Annotated in this window: 22 protein-coding genes; 10 read left to right on the plus strand and 12 right to left on the minus strand. The window is 64.6% G+C overall.

Annotated elements, in window-relative coordinates; genetic code table 11:
• Positions 1–24 precede the first annotated feature (24 nt).
• From GGR00_RS22250 to GGR00_RS22270, 5 genes are all read right to left on the minus strand, one after another.
• Positions 25–258, minus strand: a complete 234-nt coding sequence (locus tag GGR00_RS22250; protein WP_055973312.1) for a sulfurtransferase TusA family protein — start codon at positions 256–258, stop codon at positions 25–27.
• 6 nt (positions 259–264) lie between these two features.
• On the minus strand, positions 265–1,527 hold the full coding sequence (locus GGR00_RS22255) for a L,D-transpeptidase family protein (RefSeq protein WP_055973310.1): 1,263 nt from the start codon (positions 1,525–1,527) through the stop codon (positions 265–267).
• A gap of 224 nt (positions 1,528–1,751) precedes the next feature.
• Positions 1,752–2,702 (minus strand): acetyl-CoA carboxylase carboxyltransferase subunit alpha, encoded by a 951-nt coding sequence (locus GGR00_RS22260; protein ID WP_055973307.1) that lies wholly within the window; start codon positions 2,700–2,702, stop codon positions 1,752–1,754.
• 98 nt (positions 2,703–2,800) lie between these two features.
• Positions 2,801–3,712 (minus strand): site-specific tyrosine recombinase XerD, encoded by a 912-nt coding sequence (locus GGR00_RS22265; RefSeq protein ID WP_055973304.1) that lies wholly within the window; start codon positions 3,710–3,712, stop codon positions 2,801–2,803.
• Entirely contained in the window at positions 3,709–3,858 is a 150-nt protein-coding gene (locus tag GGR00_RS22270) for a hypothetical protein (RefSeq protein ID WP_055973301.1), read from the minus strand. Before GGR00_RS22270 ends, GGR00_RS22265 begins: the two co-directional genes overlap by 4 nt.
• Before the next feature lie 132 nt (positions 3,859–3,990).
• On the opposite strand from GGR00_RS22270, the gene GGR00_RS22275 reads away from it, so the two are divergent.
• Genes GGR00_RS22275 through GGR00_RS22285 form a run of 3 tightly spaced genes read left to right on the plus strand, consistent with a single transcriptional unit; the run spans position 3,991 to position 6,643 of the window.
• Complete coding sequence (locus GGR00_RS22275; RefSeq protein WP_055973293.1) at positions 3,991–4,614, plus strand: shikimate kinase; 624 nt, start codon at positions 3,991–3,993, stop codon at positions 4,612–4,614.
• The gene (gene aroB, locus GGR00_RS22280) at positions 4,611–5,726 is read left to right on the plus strand and encodes a 3-dehydroquinate synthase (RefSeq protein WP_055973288.1); all 1,116 of its coding nucleotides are present in this window, start codon (positions 4,611–4,613) and stop codon (positions 5,724–5,726) included. The genes GGR00_RS22275 and aroB overlap by 4 nt, the downstream gene beginning before the upstream one ends.
• Complete coding sequence (locus GGR00_RS22285; RefSeq protein ID WP_055973285.1) at positions 5,723–6,643, plus strand: HlyC/CorC family transporter; 921 nt, start codon at positions 5,723–5,725, stop codon at positions 6,641–6,643. Before aroB ends, GGR00_RS22285 begins: the two co-directional genes overlap by 4 nt.
• Here GGR00_RS22285 and GGR00_RS22290 read toward each other — a convergent pair.
• From GGR00_RS22290 to GGR00_RS22305, 4 genes are all read right to left on the minus strand, one after another.
• Positions 6,591–7,301: an aquaporin gene (locus tag GGR00_RS22290; RefSeq protein ID WP_055973282.1), complete on the minus strand. Its 711-nt coding sequence runs from the start codon at positions 7,299–7,301 to the stop codon at positions 6,591–6,593. The two genes, GGR00_RS22285 and GGR00_RS22290, sit on opposite strands and share 53 nt — an antisense overlap.
• On the minus strand, positions 7,298–7,828 hold the full coding sequence (locus GGR00_RS22295) for an arsenate reductase ArsC (RefSeq protein ID WP_055973280.1): 531 nt from the start codon (positions 7,826–7,828) through the stop codon (positions 7,298–7,300). Before GGR00_RS22295 ends, GGR00_RS22290 begins: the two co-directional genes overlap by 4 nt.
• Positions 7,829–7,832: 4 nt before the next feature.
• Positions 7,833–8,177 carry an ArsR/SmtB family transcription factor gene (locus GGR00_RS22300; RefSeq protein ID WP_055973277.1) on the minus strand — a complete coding sequence of 115 codons (345 nt, stop codon included), beginning with the start codon at positions 8,175–8,177 and terminating at the stop codon, positions 7,833–7,835.
• A gap of 73 nt (positions 8,178–8,250) precedes the next feature.
• Complete coding sequence (locus tag GGR00_RS22305; RefSeq protein WP_055973274.1) at positions 8,251–8,553, minus strand: BolA family protein; 303 nt, start codon at positions 8,551–8,553, stop codon at positions 8,251–8,253.
• A gap of 141 nt (positions 8,554–8,694) precedes the next feature.
• On the opposite strand from GGR00_RS22305, the gene GGR00_RS22310 reads away from it, so the two are divergent.
• From GGR00_RS22310 to GGR00_RS22330, 5 genes are all read left to right on the plus strand, one after another.
• Entirely contained in the window at positions 8,695–9,303 is a 609-nt protein-coding gene (locus tag GGR00_RS22310; protein WP_184701232.1) for a J domain-containing protein, read from the plus strand.
• 116 nt (positions 9,304–9,419) lie between these two features.
• Entirely contained in the window at positions 9,420–10,406 is a 987-nt protein-coding gene (gene cobS / locus GGR00_RS22315; protein WP_055973268.1) for a cobaltochelatase subunit CobS, read from the plus strand.
• Between the two features lie 12 nt (positions 10,407–10,418).
• Positions 10,419–12,317: a cobaltochelatase subunit CobT gene (cobT, locus tag GGR00_RS22320; RefSeq protein ID WP_055973263.1), complete on the plus strand. Its 1,899-nt coding sequence runs from the start codon at positions 10,419–10,421 to the stop codon at positions 12,315–12,317.
• Entirely contained in the window at positions 12,314–13,333 is a 1,020-nt protein-coding gene (locus tag GGR00_RS22325) for an esterase-like activity of phytase family protein (RefSeq protein WP_184701234.1), read from the plus strand. Before cobT ends, GGR00_RS22325 begins: the two co-directional genes overlap by 4 nt.
• Positions 13,334–13,380: 47 nt before the next feature.
• Positions 13,381–13,752, plus strand: coding sequence for a nuclear transport factor 2 family protein (locus GGR00_RS22330; protein ID WP_184701236.1), 372 nt, complete (start codon positions 13,381–13,383; stop codon positions 13,750–13,752).
• A gap of 104 nt (positions 13,753–13,856) precedes the next feature.
• Here GGR00_RS22330 and GGR00_RS22335 read toward each other — a convergent pair whose 3' ends face one another.
• The gene (locus tag GGR00_RS22335; RefSeq protein ID WP_281389286.1) at positions 13,857–15,194 is read right to left on the minus strand and encodes a saccharopine dehydrogenase family protein; all 1,338 of its coding nucleotides are present in this window, start codon (positions 15,192–15,194) and stop codon (positions 13,857–13,859) included.
• Between GGR00_RS22335 and GGR00_RS22340 the strand changes: the two genes are divergently transcribed.
• Positions 15,079–15,507, plus strand: a complete 429-nt coding sequence (locus GGR00_RS22340) for an Lrp/AsnC family transcriptional regulator (protein ID WP_184701238.1) — start codon at positions 15,079–15,081, stop codon at positions 15,505–15,507. The two genes, GGR00_RS22335 and GGR00_RS22340, sit on opposite strands and share 116 nt — an antisense overlap.
• A gap of 6 nt (positions 15,508–15,513) precedes the next feature.
• On the opposite strand, the gene GGR00_RS22345 is transcribed toward GGR00_RS22340, so the two are convergent.
• Complete coding sequence (locus GGR00_RS22345) at positions 15,514–16,197, minus strand: queuosine precursor transporter (RefSeq protein ID WP_055973248.1); 684 nt, start codon at positions 16,195–16,197, stop codon at positions 15,514–15,516.
• 124 nt (positions 16,198–16,321) lie between these two features.
• Entirely contained in the window at positions 16,322–16,618 is a 297-nt protein-coding gene (rpmB, locus tag GGR00_RS22350; RefSeq protein WP_055973245.1) for a 50S ribosomal protein L28, read from the minus strand.
• 256 nt (positions 16,619–16,874) lie between these two features.
• On the opposite strand from rpmB, the gene GGR00_RS22355 reads away from it, so the two are divergent.
• Complete coding sequence (locus tag GGR00_RS22355; protein WP_184701239.1) at positions 16,875–17,654, plus strand: DUF3108 domain-containing protein; 780 nt, start codon at positions 16,875–16,877, stop codon at positions 17,652–17,654.
• The last annotated feature ends 8 nt before the right edge of the window (positions 17,655–17,662 follow it).

Below are 17,662 nucleotides of genomic sequence, written 5' to 3' on the forward strand. Positions count from 1 at the left end.
CGAAGGACGCGTAGAATCCAGGCTTCAGCCGGCCCGTTCGATCAGGAAGCGGTGGCCGCCTTCGACGGCTTTGGTCTCGACCAGCCGGTGGCCGGCGTCCTGGCAGAAGGCGGGAATGTCGATGACGGCGAGCGGGTCGGTGGTTTCGACCCACAGTCGGCCGCCGGTCGGCATGTCGGCGAGGCGGCGCTTGGCCTTCAGCACGGGCAGGGGGCAATTCAACCCCCTGAGATCGTAGATATCGGCTGTTTCGCTCACGCCCGCTCAGCTGCCGAACATGCCGAGCAGCCGCTTCTTGAGCTTGGCAGCGCCGCCCTCTTCTGCGGGCGCTGCCTGGGCTGCCTGCGCTGGGGCTTCGGCCACAGGGGCAGGTGCCGGAGCGGCCGCCGCTGCAATGGCCTGCTGCTGCGCGGCAGCCTTGGCGGCCTTTGCGGCAGCAGCGGCGGCAGCCTTTTCCTCGGCGGCCTTCTGTTTGGCAGCCCGCTCGGCGTCGAGCGCCGCCATCCGGCGTCCTTCGGCCGAATCGATGCGGCCCATGCGCGAGGTCGTCTGCACGACGGTGCCGTCCTGCGCCATGGCCGGCGGTTCCATGGTCACGCGCTCGCCGCGGGCGCGGCGCTTGGTCCAATCGGAAACCAGATTGGCTTCCTTGATGCCGGCGATGGTCGGCTTGGGGGCCTCGCCACCGGCAGCGCCGGCAAAGGCGCTGTCGTATTTGGTCTTGTAGGACTGGTAGGCCGTCTGCAGCGCCTGCGGCTGGGTATAGGCAGGGCAGGCTCCCGTCGGATTGAAGGTGGCGGCACCTTCGGGAATGCGGTTGAAGACGTAGCGCTTTTCGCAGACGTCGACCTTCGGCGGCACCTTGGTGATCTCGAAGTGGTCGTAGCCTTCCTTGAGCATCGCCCAGAACTGGTAGTTCGGATCGTTGCGGTATCGCGCCATGTTGGCTGCGGTCATCCGGAACGGGAAGGACTGGACCTGGAACTCGGTCTGGCCGCCCTTGAACGCGTCGCGTGCGAAGGCGTAGATCTCCTCGATCTGAGCATCGGTCATCGAGAAGCAGCCTGACGACGAACAGGCGCCGTGAACCATCAGGTTTGAGCCGGTGCGCCCGTTGGCGCGGTCATAGCTGTTGGGATAGCCGATGTTGAACGCCAGATGGTAGCTGGAGTTCGGGTTCATCTGGCCCGGGCGCACGGTGTAGAAGCCCTCCGGCGACTGGCGATCGCCCTCGGTGAATTTCGGGCCGAGCTTGCCGGACATCTTGCAGATGTCGTAGCTGGCAATCAGGTCGTAGCGGCCGCTGGTCTTCTGCTTCCAGACTTCGAGCTTGCCCTCTTCCTTGAATACGCGCGCCAGCACAGGCGAACTGCGGCTCATGCCCTTGGCCTTCATCTCGGCAAGGATCTTGGGCGACAGCTGGCGGTTGGCGTGCTGGGGAACGAAGTCGGTCACGGAGGATTCCGAACAGCCGGCCACTGCGAGAGCGGCGACAAGCAATCCGGCACGTGCGATATTGGCGATCATCGTTGCTAATGTCGTCTCATTTGCGGCCACGGCGCATTCACGCCTCCGGCCGGCCCGTCCTGATACTGCTTCGACCTTAGGGTCGTTAACCTTGAAAATTCCTTACCGCAAGTTCCTGGCCCGTCCCACGCGCGCAAAATCACGGCAAGTTCATTGAACTCGGCGAGGCGGCAATTTTGTGGCGAAACGGAGATGTGGCCCGCTCCGGGCCACATTGTGCGCAATCAGAGGCTGCGGCCGATGGCCAGGTATTTCTCGCGGCGGTGTTCGCGGAAATCGATGTTCGAGCCGGCAAATTCGCTGAGCGTCTTGGCGATCAGGTCGCCGGTGGCCGCAATCACCGCCTCGGCATTGCGGTGTGCGCCGCCGAGCGGTTCGTCGACGATCTGGTCGATGATCTTGAGGCCGAGCAGGTCCTGAGCCGTGATCTTCATGTTGGTGGCCGCGTCCTTGGAACGCGTCGTGTCGCGCCACAGGATGGAGGCAGCGCCTTCCGGCGAGATCACCGAATAGATCGCGTGTTCGAGCATGAAGACGCGGTTGGCGGTGGCGATGGCAATCGCCCCGCCCGAGCCGCCTTCACCGATGACGACCGCGATCGACGGGACCTTGAGGCCGAGGCAGGCGGAGGTAGAGCGTGCGATGGCTTCGGCCTGGCCGCGCTCTTCGGCGCCGACGCCGGGATAGGCACCCGCGGTGTCGACAAGCATGACGACCGGAATCTTGAAGCGGTCGGCCATTTCCATCAGGCGCACGGCCTTGCGGTAACCCTCGGGGCGGACCGAGCCGAAATTATGCTTGAGGCGGCTCTTGGTGTCGGAACCCTTCTCCTGGCCCAGAACCAGCACCGGTTCGCCGCGGAAGCGGGCGAAGCCGCCGACCATGGCGGCATCCTCGCCGAAATTGCGGTCGCCGGCCAGCGTGGTGAAGTCGGTGAACAGTGCCCTGACGTAGTCGAGGCAATGCGGGCGGTCGGGATGGCGTGCGACCTGGACCTTCTGCCACGGGGTCAGCGCCTTGTAGGCGTCGCGCAGCGCGTCGCGCGAACGCTTCTCCAGCCGCTTGATCTCGTCGCCGACATCGACGGCCTCTCCATTCTCGGCGAGCTTCTTGAGCTCGAGAATCTTGCCTTCGAGATCCTGGACCGGTTTTTCGAAATCGAGGTAATTGTACATTGGCGAGCGGACTACCACGCTGAAAAAAATAGGCACCGGGGCACGAAAACTGCGGCGCCGCGCCAGTGGAACGTGGCACTCACATAGCGATATGGACCTTAATCGGCAAGCGGGTGATGTTCGTTGACCAGTTTCAACAGCCTTTCCTCGAGCACATGCGTGTAGATTTGCGTGGTCGAAATGTCGGAATGGCCGAGCAATTGCTGCACGGCGCGCAGGTCGGCGCCGTTCTGCAGCAGGTGGCTGGCGAAGGCGTGGCGCAGCACATGCGGCGATATTTTTGCCGAGGCGATGCCGGCGCGTGCGGCCAGTCCCTTGAGATCGCGAGCAAAAACCTGGCGGGGGAGGTGGCCGCTGTCGGACGCAGCAGGGAACAGGAACAGGCTTTCGGCCAGTTTGGGATCGCTGTTGCGCTTCACCAGCCAGCGCCGCATCGCCTCGCGTGCCTTGGGCGATAGCGGCACCATGCGGTCCTTGTCGCCCTTGCCGCGGACGACAAAGAAACGTTCGTCGCGCAGCGCCACGGTCAGCGGAAGGCTGACGAGCTCGGACACACGCAGGCCGGTGGCATAGAGCACTTCGACCAGCGCATGCATCCGCGTCGCGCCTGGTATCTCATCGCCGGAGGGAGCTTGCGCTTCTGCTGCCGCGCGGTCGAGCAATCGTCCGGTTTCGCCCTCGCTCATCGTCTTGGGCAGCGGCCGTTCCTTCTTCGGGCTGTCGAGGATGCCGGTGGGGTCGTCGCTGCGCAGCCCCTCGGCATAGAGGAAGCGGAAGAATTGCCTGAGTGCCGACAGCTTGCGTGCCTGCGAGGTGGTGGCGAAGCCGCGGCTGGCGATGTCGTCGAGATAGCCGCGAATGCCGGCGGCATCCGCATCGGCGAGGCGGCCGCCGAGATGTTCGGAGGCGTCTTCGAGGTCGCGGCGATAGCTGGCCAGCGTGTTGTCGGCGGCACCGCGCTCGGCGCTCATCATTTCGAGGAAGGCCTCGATGCGCGCGCCGCTTTTCATTGCTTCGGCGCGAGCTTTTCCGGCGGGATGCGGATGGTGATCTCGGCCTTCTTGGGCTCGACGAACATCACCAGCGCGAACATCGCGCCGTAGCCGATGCCCGCCAGAACGGCGAGCGTGACAAGGAACCGGAAAAGTGTCGGCATCGATGTGTTTGCCCGTCTGTCCTATCCTGTGCCCTTATGGGACGCCGTTCCTTGCAATTCAAGGGTGCGTTTGGTGCCCTGCGCTTGACGCAACGGGGCTTTTCATGTCGATACGCCGGCGAAAGGGACGCCATGACACCCGACGTGCAGACTCCATTTCCCGACGCTTCGACAGCGGCCCTGCTTGAACGGCTCGGCGCGCGCTCGATCGTCTTTGTCGGCCTGATGGGTGCGGGCAAGACCGCCATCGGCCGCAAGGTCTCCCAGGTGCTCGGCCTCCGCTTCATCGACAGCGACCACGAGATCGAAAGCGTGTCGCGGATGACCATCCCCGAGCTGTTCGAACGCTATGGCGAGGCCGAGTTTCGCGCGCTCGAACAGCGCGTCATCGGCCGGGTCCTGGAAAGCGGCCCGCAGGTGCTGTCGACTGGCGGCGGCGCCTTCATGAATGCGCAGACGCGGTCGGCCATTGCGGCGCAGGGCGTCTCGGTCTGGCTCAGGGCCGATCTCGACCTGCTGATGGAGCGCGTCTCCAAGAAGCAGAACCGGCCGCTGCTGCAGAATGCCGATCCGCGCGCCGTGCTCGCCAAGCTGATGGACGAGCGCTACCCCGTCTATGGGCTTGCCGACCTGACGGTTGCGACGCGCGACGACCGCAAGGAAGCGATCGCCAGCGAGGTGATCGAGGCGCTGTGCAGCCATCTCGGCGTGCCCGGCCGCATACACGTATCGGAAGGTTCGGAGGATCACGAATGACAGGCATCGTCACAGTCGAAGTCGGGCTTGGCGACCGCGCCTATGACATCCTGATCGGCCCGGGCCTGATCGCGCGCGGGGCGGAGCTGATCCAGAAACGCCTGCCCAAGGCGCGCGCGGCCATCGTCACCGACGAGAACGTCGCCGCCGCCCATCTCGAAGCGCTGGTCGAAAGCCTTGCCGGTGCTGGCAATCCGCCTGCCGTGATCAAGCTGCCCGCGGGCGAAAAGACCAAAAGCTTCGATTCGCTGGAAACCGTTGTCGATCAAATCATCGCCGCCCGTCTCGAACGCGGCGATGCCGTGATTGCGCTCGGCGGCGGCGTCATCGGCGACCTCACCGGCTTCGCTGCGGGCATCGTCCGCCGTGGCATGAATTTCGTGCAAGTGCCGACTTCGCTGCTGGCACAGGTCGATTCGTCGGTCGGCGGCAAGACCGGCATCAACAGCCCGCGCGGCAAAAACCTGATCGGCGTCTTCCACCAACCGAAGCTGGTGCTGGCAGACACCGCGGCTCTCGACACGCTGCCGCTGCGCGAATTTCGCGCCGGTTATGCCGAAGTTGCCAAGTATGGCCTCATCGACCGGCCGGACTTCTTCGCCTGGCTGGAAAATAATTGGCAGGAGGTCTTTTCCGGCGGTCCGGCTCGCATCGAGGCGATCGCCCAGTCCTGCCGGGCCAAGGCCGATGTCGTCGCCCGCGACGAGTTCGAGACCGGCGACCGGGCGCTGCTCAATCTGGGCCACACCTTCGGTCACGCGCTCGAAGCCGCTACCGCCTATGACGGTGCGCGGCTGGTGCATGGCGAGGGCGTTGCCATCGGCATGGCGCTGGCGCATCGCTTCTCGGCTCGCCTCAACCTGGCAAGCCCCGACGATGCGGCACGTGTCGAGGCGCATTTGCGCGACGTGGGCCTGCCGTGGCGCATGGCCGACATTCCGGGCAGCCTGCCGGATGCGGACGCGCTATTCAACTACATCACCCAGGACAAGAAGGTGTCGCGCGGCGCTCTGACCTTCATCCTGACCCGCGGCATCGGCCAGTCCTTCATTGCCAAGGACGTGCCGGCATCCGAGGTCGTGTCCTTTCTCAAGGAGAATCACCCGGGATGAGCGCTGGCTGGATCGTCGCGGCAATTCTCGGGGGGCTGATGCTTGCCGTCCTGGCATTCCGCGATCGCCTGCTCGCTTCCCTGGGTTATGAGTTGATTGCACTGTCGCCGCAGCGTTCCGCCCATGACGAACTGCGCGGCGCCGTCGATGAATTCCACCGTGAAGGCCATGTGGTGAAGCAGGACCGCGACCAGGTCGGTGGCCTGCTCGACCTGCACGAACTCGAAGTCTCCGACGTCATGGTCCACCGCACGGCCATGCGCTCGGTCAATGCCGACATCGCGTCCGAGGCGCTGGTGCGCGAGATATTGCAGAGCCCGTATACGCGCATGCCGCTGTGGCGCGGGTCGCTCGACAACATCGTCGGTGTCGTCCACGCCAAGGACCTGCTGCGGGCGCTCAACGACGTCGAGGGCGACTACTCCAGGGTCGACGTCCCGAAGGTCGCCTCGAAGCCGTGGTTCGTGCCCGACACGACGACGCTTCAGGAACAGCTCAACGCCTTCCTGCGCCGCAAGGCGCATTTCGCCATCGTCGTCGATGAATACGGCGAGGTCGAAGGGCTTGTGACGCTCGAAGACATCATCGAGGAGATCGTCGGCGAGATCGCCGACGAGCACGACATCGACGTCCAGGGCGTCAAGCAGGAGGCCGACGGTTCGGTGGTGGTCGACGGCACCGTACCGATTCGCGACCTCAACCGTGCGCTTGACTGGCATCTTCCCGACGACGAAGCGACGACGATCGCCGGGCTCGTCATTCACGAGACCCAGTCGATTCCCGAGGAGAAGCAGGCGTTCACCTTCCACGGCAAGCGCTTCATCGTCATGAAGCGCGACAAGAACCGGCTGGCGCGGATCCGGATCAGGCCGGCGGTGGTGGAGCCGCAGACGGCTGCAGCGCGTCCGTCGAAATAGCGCCCGGCCACAAAATCCTTCCTGCGATCAGACCGAGCATGGCCCCTGCCATTTGGGCCGCGATGAAGGCGGAGGTATCGGCGGGCGCGATGCCGGCGAAAGTGTTGGTCAGTGCTCGCGCGACCGTTACGACAGGATTGGCGAAGGACGTCGACGAGGTGAACCAGTAGGCGGCGAAGATGTAGAGGCCGACGGCGGCGGGCGTCGTCTTAGGCGCCTGGGCAGCGCAGGCGAGAATGACCAGCACCAGGCCGAATGTCGCTACGGCTTCGCCGAGCCATTGGCCCGGGCCTGTGCGGATGGTGGTCGAAACCTGCAGCAGCGGCAGGTCGAACATCGCGTGTGCCAGCCAAATACCAAGGATGGCGCCGCCCATTTGCGCAGCGAGGTAGGGCAGGAGCAGCGACCACGCCAGCCGTCGGTCAAGCGCCATCACGAAACTGACCGCCGGGTTGAAATGCGCACCGGAAACTGCGCCAAACATGGTGATCAGCACAACCAGCATCGCACCGGTCGGCAAGGCGTTGCAGAGCAGGGCGAGCGCGATATTTCCTTGCGCAAGCTGTGCCGCCATGATGCCCGAGCCGACGACAGTTGCCAGCAGCAATGCCGTACCCAATGCTTCGGCGAGGAGTCGGCCCGGGAGCGAAGTGCTCATTCGCCCGAATCGCCAGCCTTTGTGCTCGCGCCTTCCATCTTGCCGATGTCATGGAGATGCGCGGTCAGCGCCATGCGGTCGAGGCTGGCGATGGGCAGGGCGATGAACGCCCTGATGCGGTTGCGCATGTATTTGAAGGCGGTGACGAAGGCCGCTTCCTTGTCGAGGTCGGTGCCTTCGACATGGCTCGGATCCTCGATGCCCCAATGCGCATTGGCGGGATGGCCGAGCCAGACCGGGCAGGCTTCGCCCGCAGCGTCGTCGCAGACGGTGAAGATGAAATCCATCTCCGGTGCATCCACAACCGCGAATTCGTCCCAGGTTTTCGAGCGGAAGCCGTCGGTCGGATAACCGTAGCTTTCGAGCACTTTCAGGGCGAAGGGATTGACGCTGCCCTTGGGCTGGCTGCCGGCGGAGAAGGCGTTGAAATGAGGTGCCCCATCCTTGCGCAGGATACCCTCAGCGAGGATCGAGCGGGCGCTATTGCCGGTGCAGAGGAAAAGCACGTTGAAGGGCCGGTGGGTCATGGCATCACTCCGATGGTGCGCAGCAGGGGGACAATTCGGCAATCAATGGCGCGCAGATCTCCGGCCTGCCGTCACAGCAGTCCTGGAGGAGGAACAGCAGCACCTGGCGCAGGGCAGGGAGGTCGGCGCGGTAGATGATCGAGCGGCCTCGACGGTCACTTGTGGCGAGGCCGGCGCGGGCCAGGATGGCGAGGTGCGCCGACATGGTGTTCTGGGGAACCTCGAGCCGGCGCGCGAGGTCGCCGGCGGCGATGCCGTCGGGTTCTGCGGCGGCAAGCTGGCGGAAGGCTTCCAGCCTTGTCGGTTGGGCCAGCGCGGCCAGCGCGTCTATCGTGTCGCTTGCATCCATATATCCAGACTAGTGGATATATGTGACGGCCGGATGACATGGCGTGGGCCGTGCTTCACCCGAGGGGCAGTTTCTACCAGCGCGTCGCTTCGCCAGGTGCCGCCGGCTCGATCGCCAGCGCGTGCAGGCCGGCCTTGAGTTCGGCGGAGAGGGCGTCGTTGACTGCGCGGTGGCGGTCGATGCGGCTCATGCCGGCGAAGCCGGGAGCGACGATGCGGATGCGGAAATGCGTCTCGCCGGAGCCGTCGAACACCGCTTCGTGCCCGCCGTCGACATGGTGGTGGCCGGCGTGCAGGTGGCTTTCATTGAGGACGACGAGCCGTTCAGGAGAAAATGCCTTGTTCAGCTTGTCTTCGATCATCGCCTGTATGGACATCGGTTTCGCCTTTCACCACATGTGTCGCTGCGGCCATCCGCGCCATCGGGCGTAATTGGGCCGCAAATCAGGCGTTAGGGCCAACATCCTCGAAATGTCAATTCTTGTTTCGCCGCGCCAAGAGGCGGTAAATACGATCAGATGAAGCCGTACCCAAAATATTTCGACAAGATCCGCGTCCGGCCCGATCCGGAAGCGGAGGTGAAGTCGCGCGCTGCTGCCTGCCAGTGGGACGGCTGCAAGCAGCCCGGCACGCACAAGGCGCCGGTCGGCCGCATGCGCGAAGGCGAGTATTTCCAGTTCTGCTTCGACCACGTGCGCGAGTACAACAAGGGCTTCAATTATTTCTCCGGCCTTGCCGATGGCGAGATCGCGCGCTTCCAGAAGGAGGCGATGACGGGCCACCGGCCGACCTGGACCATGGGTTCCAACGGGTCGGCGCGTTCGGCGCCCGATTTCGCCCAGCAGCGCTCGGGCCGAGCCGGCTACTACAACCGCATGCGCGATCCGCACAACATGTTCGGCGGTACCGGCGCGCCGCGGCAGCGCAAGGCCAAGCCCCTCGAGGCCAAGGCGCTGGAGACGCTCGGGCTGGATTCGAAGGCCACTGGCGCCGACATCAAGGCGCGCTACAAGGAACTGGTCAAACGCCACCATCCCGACGCCAATGGCGGCGATCGCGGTTCGGAGGACCGCTTCAGGGATGTGCTCCAGGCATATCGCGTGCTCAAGCAAGCGGGATTGTGTTGAGCCAGCCGCGGCCGCGGCCTTTTTCCAACTTTCATCTGGTCGGAAAAGGCTTTAAGACCGCCCCCGAAGAAAATTTCGATTGCCGGCGTAGCTGAGGCTTCGCGCGTGGAGACGCTATGAACAAGGTCGATCGCGACATCACCAACCTGCCGGACACGACAGTGTCGGTGAAAGACACCTTCGGCTTCGATTCTAAGATGGTCGTGCCGGCCTATTCGGCCTCGTCGGAGCATGTCCCCGACATCGATCCGGACTATCTGTTCGACAAGGCCACGACGATGGCGATCCTGGCCGGCTTCGCCTACAACCGCCGCGTCATGGTGTCGGGCTATCACGGCACCGGCAAGTCGACCCACATCGAGCAGGTCGCAGCCCGCCTCAACTGGCCGATGGTCCGTGTCAACCTGGACAGCCACGTCAGCCGTATCGACCTCGTCGGCAAGGACGCGATCGTGGTCAAGGAAGGCATGCAGGTCACCGAATTCAAGGACGGCATCCTGCCCTGGGCCTACCAGCACAATGTCGCGCTGTGCTTCGACGAATACGATGCCGGCCGCCCGGACGTGATGTTCGTCATCCAGCGCGTGCTCGAATCGTCGGGCCGCCTGACCCTGCTCGACCAGAGCCGCGTCATCCGCCCGCACCCGGCCTTCCGCCTGTTCGCCACCGCCAACACGGTCGGCCTCGGCGATACCACCGGCCTCTATCACGGCACCCAGCAGATCAACCAGGCGCAGATGGACCGCTGGTCGATCGTGACCACGCTGAACTACCTGCCGCACGACAACGAAGTGAACATCGTCATTGCCAAGGCCAAGCACTATCGCGACGCCAAGGGCAAGGAGATCGTCAACAAGATGGTCCGCGTCGCCGATATGACGCGTTCGGCCTTCGTCAATGGCGACCTGTCGACGGTGATGAGCCCGCGTACCGTCATCACCTGGGCCGAGAACGCCGAGATTTTCGGTGATGTCGGCATGGCGTTCCGGCTGACCTTCCTCAACAAGTGCGACGAGCTTGAGCGCTCCGTCGTGGCCGAGTTCTACCAGCGCGCCTTTGGCGAGGACCTTCCCGAATCAGCCGCCAACGTCGTGCTGGGATAAGAACAGGCTCAGATGGCGGGGCCGGGCGACAACACGCGCAACAAATCGAAGGCGGGCTCGGAAGTCGACAGCTTCAAGCGCGCCGTGACCGTTTCCATGCGCGCTATTTCGGGCGACAACGAGCTCGAAGTGGCCTTTGCCAAGGAGCGGCCAGCGCTTGCCGGCAATCGCGCACGCCTGCCTGAGCTGCCCAAGAAGGCGTCGGCCAACGACATTGCCGTCACCCGCGGTCTTGGCGATTCCATGGCGCTCAAGCGCGCCTGCCACGACACCCGCATCCACGCCCGCCTTGCGCCTGAGGGCAAGCAGGCTCGTGCCGTCTTCGACGCCGTCGAGCAGGCCCGCGTCGAGGCGATCGGCAGCCGCGCCATGGCCGGCGTCGCCCAGAACATTTCCTCGATGCTCGAGGACAAATACGCCAAGGCCAATCTCGCCGACGTCACCGAACAGTCGGAAGCGCCGCTCGAAGAAGCCCTGGCGCTGATGGTGCGCGAAAAGCTGACCGGCCAACCCGTTCCGAGGAGCGGCGAGCGCATGGTCGAGCTCTGGCGCAACTGGGTCGAGGACAAGGCCGGCGGCGATTTCGAAGGGCTGCTCGGCAGCCTGGAAGACCAGCAGGCCTTCGCCCGCATGGTTCGCCACATGCTCGCTTCGCTGGAGATGGCCGAGGAATACGGCGACGACCAGGAAACAGAGGACAACGAGGACCAAGACGACGAGCAGCCGCAAGGCGAGGAGCAGAGCGAGGAAGGCGGCGAGGACGATTCGGGCGCCGACCAGTCGCAGTCCGACGAAGCCGAATCCTCGGCCGACGAGGAGCCGTCGGGCGAGATGGAAGCATCCGACTCCACGTCCGACGACATGTCCGACGACGACGACACGGATTCGGAGACGCCGGGAGAGGCACGCCGCCAGGACAATCCCTTCGCCAACCTGCCGAGGGAGATCGACTACAAGGTCTTCACCAACAGTTTCGACGAGACGGTGGGCGCCGAAGAGCTGTGCGACGAGGACGAACTCGATCGCCTGCGTGCCTTCCTCGACAAGCAGCTCGCCAATCTGTCGGGTGTCGTCGGCCGACTGGCCAACCGCTTGCAGCGCCGCCTGATGGCGCAGCAGAACCGGTCCTGGGACTTCGACCTCGAAGAGGGCTATCTCGATCCGGCCCGCCTCGTGCGCGTCGTCATCGACCCGATGCAGCCGCTGTCGTTCAAGCAGGAGCGCGACACCAAGTTCCGCGACACGGTGGTGACGCTGGTGCTCGACAATTCCGGCTCGATGCGCGGCCGTCCGATCACCGTTGCCGCTACCTGCGCCGACATCCTGGCGCGCACGCTGGAACGCTGCGGCGTTTCGGTCGAAATCCTCGGCTTCACCACGCGTGCGTGGAAGGGCGGGCAGGCGCGCGAGAAGTGGCTGAAGGACGGCAAGCCGCCAAATCCCGGCCGCCTCAACGACCTCAGGCACATCATCTACAAGAGCGCTGATGCGCCATGGCGGCGTTCGCGCCGCAACCTCGGCCTGATGATGCGCGAGGGCCTGCTCAAGGAAAACATCGACGGCGAGGCGCTGCTGTGGGCGCACCAGCGCCTGATCGCGCGCCCTGAGCAGCGCAAGATTTTGATGATGATCTCGGATGGTGCGCCGGTCGACGATTCGACGCTGTCGGTGAACCCCGGCAACTATCTCGAGCGCCACCTGCGCGCCGTCATCGACCTGATCGAGACGCGCTCGCCGGTCGAGTTGCTGGCCATCGGCATCGGCCACGACGTGACGCGCTACTATCGCCGCGCCGTCACCATCGTCGACGCCGAGGAACTGGCCGGCGCCATGACCGAGCAGCTGGCCTCGCTGTTCGGCGAGGAGAGCGCCCGCGAGAACCGCCGCGGCGGCTTCCGGCGCGCCGGATGATCCTGTCGGCGGCCCGTTTGCGGCACATTGCTTGCGCGGCCCTGGCCGCGCTTGCGCTGTCGACGACGCTCACCGCCTCGTCGCGGGCCGAGCAGCCGGCCATAGAACGCATCGAGATTTCCGCGCGCCCGATCGCGCGGTTCCAGATCGGCCTGGACGAGAAGATGTTCGGCCCGCTGGAATTCGTCGGCGGGCTGGAACTGACATCGTCGTCACGCAATCTCGGCGCGCTGTCGGCGTTCCGCTTCCTCAAGCCGGGGAGCGATTTCATCGGCGTCGCCGACACCGGTTTCTGGTTCTTCGGCCGGATTACCCGCGATGGCACCTCGCGGCCGGCGGGTGTCGAGAATTTCAGCATGGTCCAGATGGTCGACGCCTCGGGCAGCGCCATCGAGAAGAAGTGGATGGCTGATGCCGAAGGGCTCGCTGTCCGGGATGGCATTGCCACCGTCGGCTTCGAGCGCACGCACCGCGTCGCCCAGTTCCGCATCGATCCCGCCAATATGGGGCCGTCGTTTGGCGAACTCGACTTCCTGGTGCCGCGCAACGAGTTGCGTCAGAACAGGGGGTTCGAGACCATCGCCTATTCCGCCGAGAAGGGCGGGCTGGTGGTGGTGTCGGAAAAGAGCCTCGATCCGGCCGGCAACATCTTTGCCGCCATCATCGAAGGGCCGCAGAAGGGTGTCTTCACCGTCAAGCGCGACGGCGAGTTCGACATCACCGACGGTGCTTTCCTGCCCGGCGGGGACCTGTTGCTGCTGGAGCGCAGCTTCTCGATGGCCTCGGGGGTCAAGATGCGGCTCAGGCGCATCGCCTCGGACAGCATCGCCAGGGGTAAGGTTGCCGATGGCCAGGTGCTGCTGGAAGCCAACATGGGCTACCAGATCGACAACATGGAAGGGCTGGATGTCTGGCAGCGTGGTGACGGCGCGCTGATGGTGTCGCTGATCTCCGACGACAACCACTCGATCCTTCAGCGCAATCTGTACCTGGAATTCATTCTGCACGGCGATTGACCGGCGGTTTTCCGCTATGGTCGACACCTGCGATGCGGGAGCCGGCCATGTTGTCCGATGTCACCAGCCTCATCGACCGCTATTGCGCGGTCTGGAACGAGCCCGAGCCGGGACGGCGCAAGGCCCTGCTGAAATCCGTCTGGGCTGACAAGGCAGCCTACACCGACCCGCGTGCCAACACCAACGGCGTCGATGAATTGCTGGCCCACATTGCGACCGTTCGAACCGGCCGTCCCGGCGCGACGATCGTTCGCAGCAGTGCCGTGGACATCCACCACGGCATTGCCCGTTTCGGCTGGCGCGTCGTCGAGGCTGATGGCACGCCGCTGCCCGATGGGGTCGACATCGCCTTCCTGACGCCCGACGGGGCGCGCATCGAGCGCATCATCGGTTTCTTCGGGCCGATGGCTCCGATCTGACAGGCAGGCATGCGCAAAGGCAAAAAAAAGCGAGGGGTCCCCCAACCTCTCGCTGCCCATAATTGGTGGCCTCAGGGGTATGCTCCCCGTGAGGCGCCTGGCGTTCAGGCCGCCAGGTGCGCGGTGCCGGCCTGGGCGTAGTTGTGGCCGAAGCGGTTGGCGAGGAAGGCGTCGAGCGCGATGTCTTCCTGGCGGATGAAGCCCTGCTGCGGCAACGCGCCGGATGCCAGCATGTCGAGCACCGAGCAGATTCCTGACGCAGTGGTGATCTGGATGGCGCTGCGCACCATCTTGCCCATCTGGCGGCTGTAGATCTTGTTGGCATAGCTCTCCTGCAACAGGCGCCCGCCCTTGCGGCCGCTGACTGTGACGAAGATCACCACCACGTCCTGCATGGTCGCCGGAAGCGAGTTCTCCAGGATGTCCTTCAGCACCTCGCGGCGGTGGCGCAGGCCGAGGTCGTTGAGCAGCGCCTTCATGATCGCGGCATGGCCGGGATAGCGGATGGTGCGGTAGTTGAGCGTGCGCACCTTGCCCTTGTAGGTCTCGCACAGCGTGCCGAGGCCGCCCGAGGTGTTGAACGCCTCGTAGGTGATGCCGTCGAGCGAGAACTCCTCGCGCTCCTCGAGCGGCGGCACCTCGACGAGCGAGCCTTCGACGATCGCCTCGCAAGGCTCGCAATACTCGTTGATGACGCCGTCGGTGCTCCAGGTGAGGTTGTAGTTGAGGGCGTTGGACGGATACTGCGGTAGGGCGCCGACGCGCATGCGAACGCTTTCCAGCGTGTCGAAGCGCTTGGCGAGGTCGTTGGCGACAATCGAGATGAAGCCGGGTGCCAGGCCGCACTGCGGGATGAACGCGCTCTTGGCAGTGGCGGCCAGGTCCTTGACGATGCGGGTCGAGGCAACGTCCTCGGTCAGGTCGAGATAATGCACGCCGGCCTTGGCGGCCGCTTCGGCGATGCGCGTGGTGAGGTGGAAGGGGGCCGCGGAAAGCACGGCGAACTTGCCGGCGAGCACGGCGTCGAGCGCGCCGGCCTCCGAGATCTCGACCTTCAGCGTTTCGACAGCGTTGCCGGTTTCGAGCGCATCGAGCTGGGCTTGCGAGCGGTCGACCACGGTCACCTTGTAGTCGCCGGTTTCGGCCAGCATGTCGGCGATGGTCGAGCCGATCTTGCCTGCGCCTACGACAACGATCTGTTTCATGGTCTTGTCCCCTTCGAATGGATTTCGCGCGGATTCTATGCCTGCGCGCTGTCGAAAGGCAGTATCGATATTGCCGAAAAGCCGATATGATTTAAGCAATTCGCCGAAGAGATTTGCTGAAATGACGAACGACGCCGACCGGGCTTTGCTTGCCTTGCTGCGCGAGAATGCACGCGCTTCGACCGCCGAGCTGGCCCGCAAGCTCGGCGTGTCGCGAACGACGGTGCAAAGCCGCATCGAGCGGCTGGAACAGCGAGGGGTGATTGCGGGCTACAGCGTCAAGCTGTCGCCCGACTATGAGAAAAACCTCGTGCGGGCGCACATATTGGTGACTGCGCTGCCCAAGGTGTCCGCTGCGGTCGAGGCCGTGCTGCGGCGCATCCCCGAGGTGCGCACGCTGCATTCGGTCAGCGGCAATTTCGACATGATCGTGGTGGTGGAGGCCCCGTCGGTACAGGACCTCGATACGCTGATCGACCGCATCGGTGCGCTCGAAGGCGTCGAGCGCACGCTGTCGTCGATCATCCTGTCGACGCGAATCGACAGGTAGGGCCGTCTAGTTGGCGGCCAGCGCCGGCTGGCTCCAGCGCGCGGCGATCAGCCGGTAGGGGATCAGCGCGAAAAGCGCGATCAGCAGCTTCACGATCAGGTCGCCCAAGGCCCAGGAAACCCAGCGCGGCGCTTCGGTGGCCATGACGCCGAACAGCGGTGCTGGTTCGATCGCAAACGCGTCCTCGGGGCCGAGGAAGGCGAAAGCTGCGGCGAAGGCGACGCCGAAGAAGATCGCCGTGTCGAACACCGAGCCGACCAGCGTGCCGAAGATCGGCGCGCGCCACCAGCTCTGCCGGCGCAGCCAGTTGAACACGGTGACGTCGAGCAACTGCGCGGTCAGGAAGGCGGCGCCGGAGGCCACCGCGATGCGGGCCAGGCGATCGGCCGCGGTGTCGAACGGAATCAGGCCGTAGCGGAACAGGACCGGCGGAATGACGATCGAGCAGACCACCGCGGTCATGAAACCGATGAAAACGATCCGCCGCGCCAGCTTCGGCCCGTAGCGGCGATTGGCAAGGTCGGTGACCAGGAAGGAGAAGGGATAAGTGAAGGCGCCCCAGGTCAGGATGTCGGCAAGTGCGAGCGATCCGACCTGTCCCTGCATCGGGAACTGGACGAGAATGTTGGAAGCGACGACGACAAGCGCCATGGCCGCCACGAAGGGCAGGTATTTTGAACCGGAGTTCATTTTTTTATCCTGGGTAATGGAACCAGCGTTGCGGGCAAATGCCCGGGCGTATTTGGTCGGAGCCTCTATCGTCCTTGCGGCGCGCAGAGGCTCCAGGCGGTCGTCCCCCGCCTTGATTCGTCGATTAGGCCGCGGCCTGCTCGGCAGTCTTCTTGGCGATCTGCTTCTTGAGCAGACGAGCGCGCTGCGACAGCTCGGCAACGTCGGCCTTGGCCAGGAACGCGTCGAGGCCACCGCGATGCTCGACCGAACGCAGGGCGTTGGCCGAAATGCGCAGGCGCACGTTCTGGTTCAGGGCTTCCGAGATCAGCGTGACGCTGACCAGGTTCGGCAGGAACCGGCGACGGGTCCTGTTGTTGGCGTGGCTCACATTGTTGCCGGTCATGACGGCTTTGCCGGTGAGTTCGCAAGCGCGGGACATGTTACTTACCTTCAGTTCTGGCGGACCAAGCGACGATGACGCACCGATAGTGGCGCGCGGTCTCAGTCAGGCGGCCTCATGGAAAAAGTTGGCGTTCCATAGTTGCATTTCGCCGACGCGTCAAGCGCCCCGGGAGGTTTGCTGCGGTTTGCAGCCGTTGTCCCCAGCTCCACAGAATGGCCGGAATTGCTTTTATAACCAATCGCAAGGGACGCCAACGGCCGAAAGCACATTTCGGCCGACCTAAGGTTTTGGCATGCGCCCCGTACCCATCCTGCTTGCTTTCGCCCTCGCCATGGTTCCCTCGCTCTCGATCGCGGCGGCAAAAACCTTCAGCGGCGATTATTCGCTGTCGTTCCTCGGTATTCCCGTCGCCAAGGCGACATTCGACAGCAGCTACGAAGGCGATTCCTACGAGGTCAAGGGCAAGGTCTCCAGCGCCGGACTTGCCGCATTCTTCGACGATACCCGCGGCACGATCTCGTCGCGCGGCAGTTTCGGGGGCGGCCGCACCCGGCCGCGCGCCTTCCGCGCCGACTATGTCTCGGGCAAGGTCAGTTCGCTCGTCGACGTCCGGTTCTCCGGCGACAATGTCAGCAGCACAGAGGTCGTGCCGCCGCCGAAGAAGCGCGGCAAGACCTGGATTCCACTCGGCGCGGGCGACCTGCGCGCCGTCGCCGACCCGATCGCGGCCACCGTCATCAAGGCATCCAGCCTGGACAAGGTCTGCGGCCGCACCGTGAAGATGTATGACGGCGAACTGCGCGCCGATCTCAGGTTGACCGAGGTGTCGCGCAAGAAGATGGCGATCAAGGGCTTCTCCGGCGAGACGGTGACCTGCCGCATGGGTTTCCAGCCCGTCTCGGGCTACCGCACCGACAAGAAGGCACTGACCTTCCTGCGCGACCGCAGCCGCATCATGGTGACGTTTGCGCCGCTCGGCGAAACCGGGGTATATGCGCCCATCTACGCCACGGTCAGCACGGAGATCGGCACGATCACGGTCAGGGCACGGCGGTTCGAAGCGACCAATTAGGCGCGCCC

The organism is Aminobacter aganoensis (genome assembly GCF_014206975.1).
Classification (GTDB): Bacteria; Pseudomonadota; Alphaproteobacteria; order Rhizobiales; family Rhizobiaceae; genus Aminobacter; species Aminobacter aganoensis.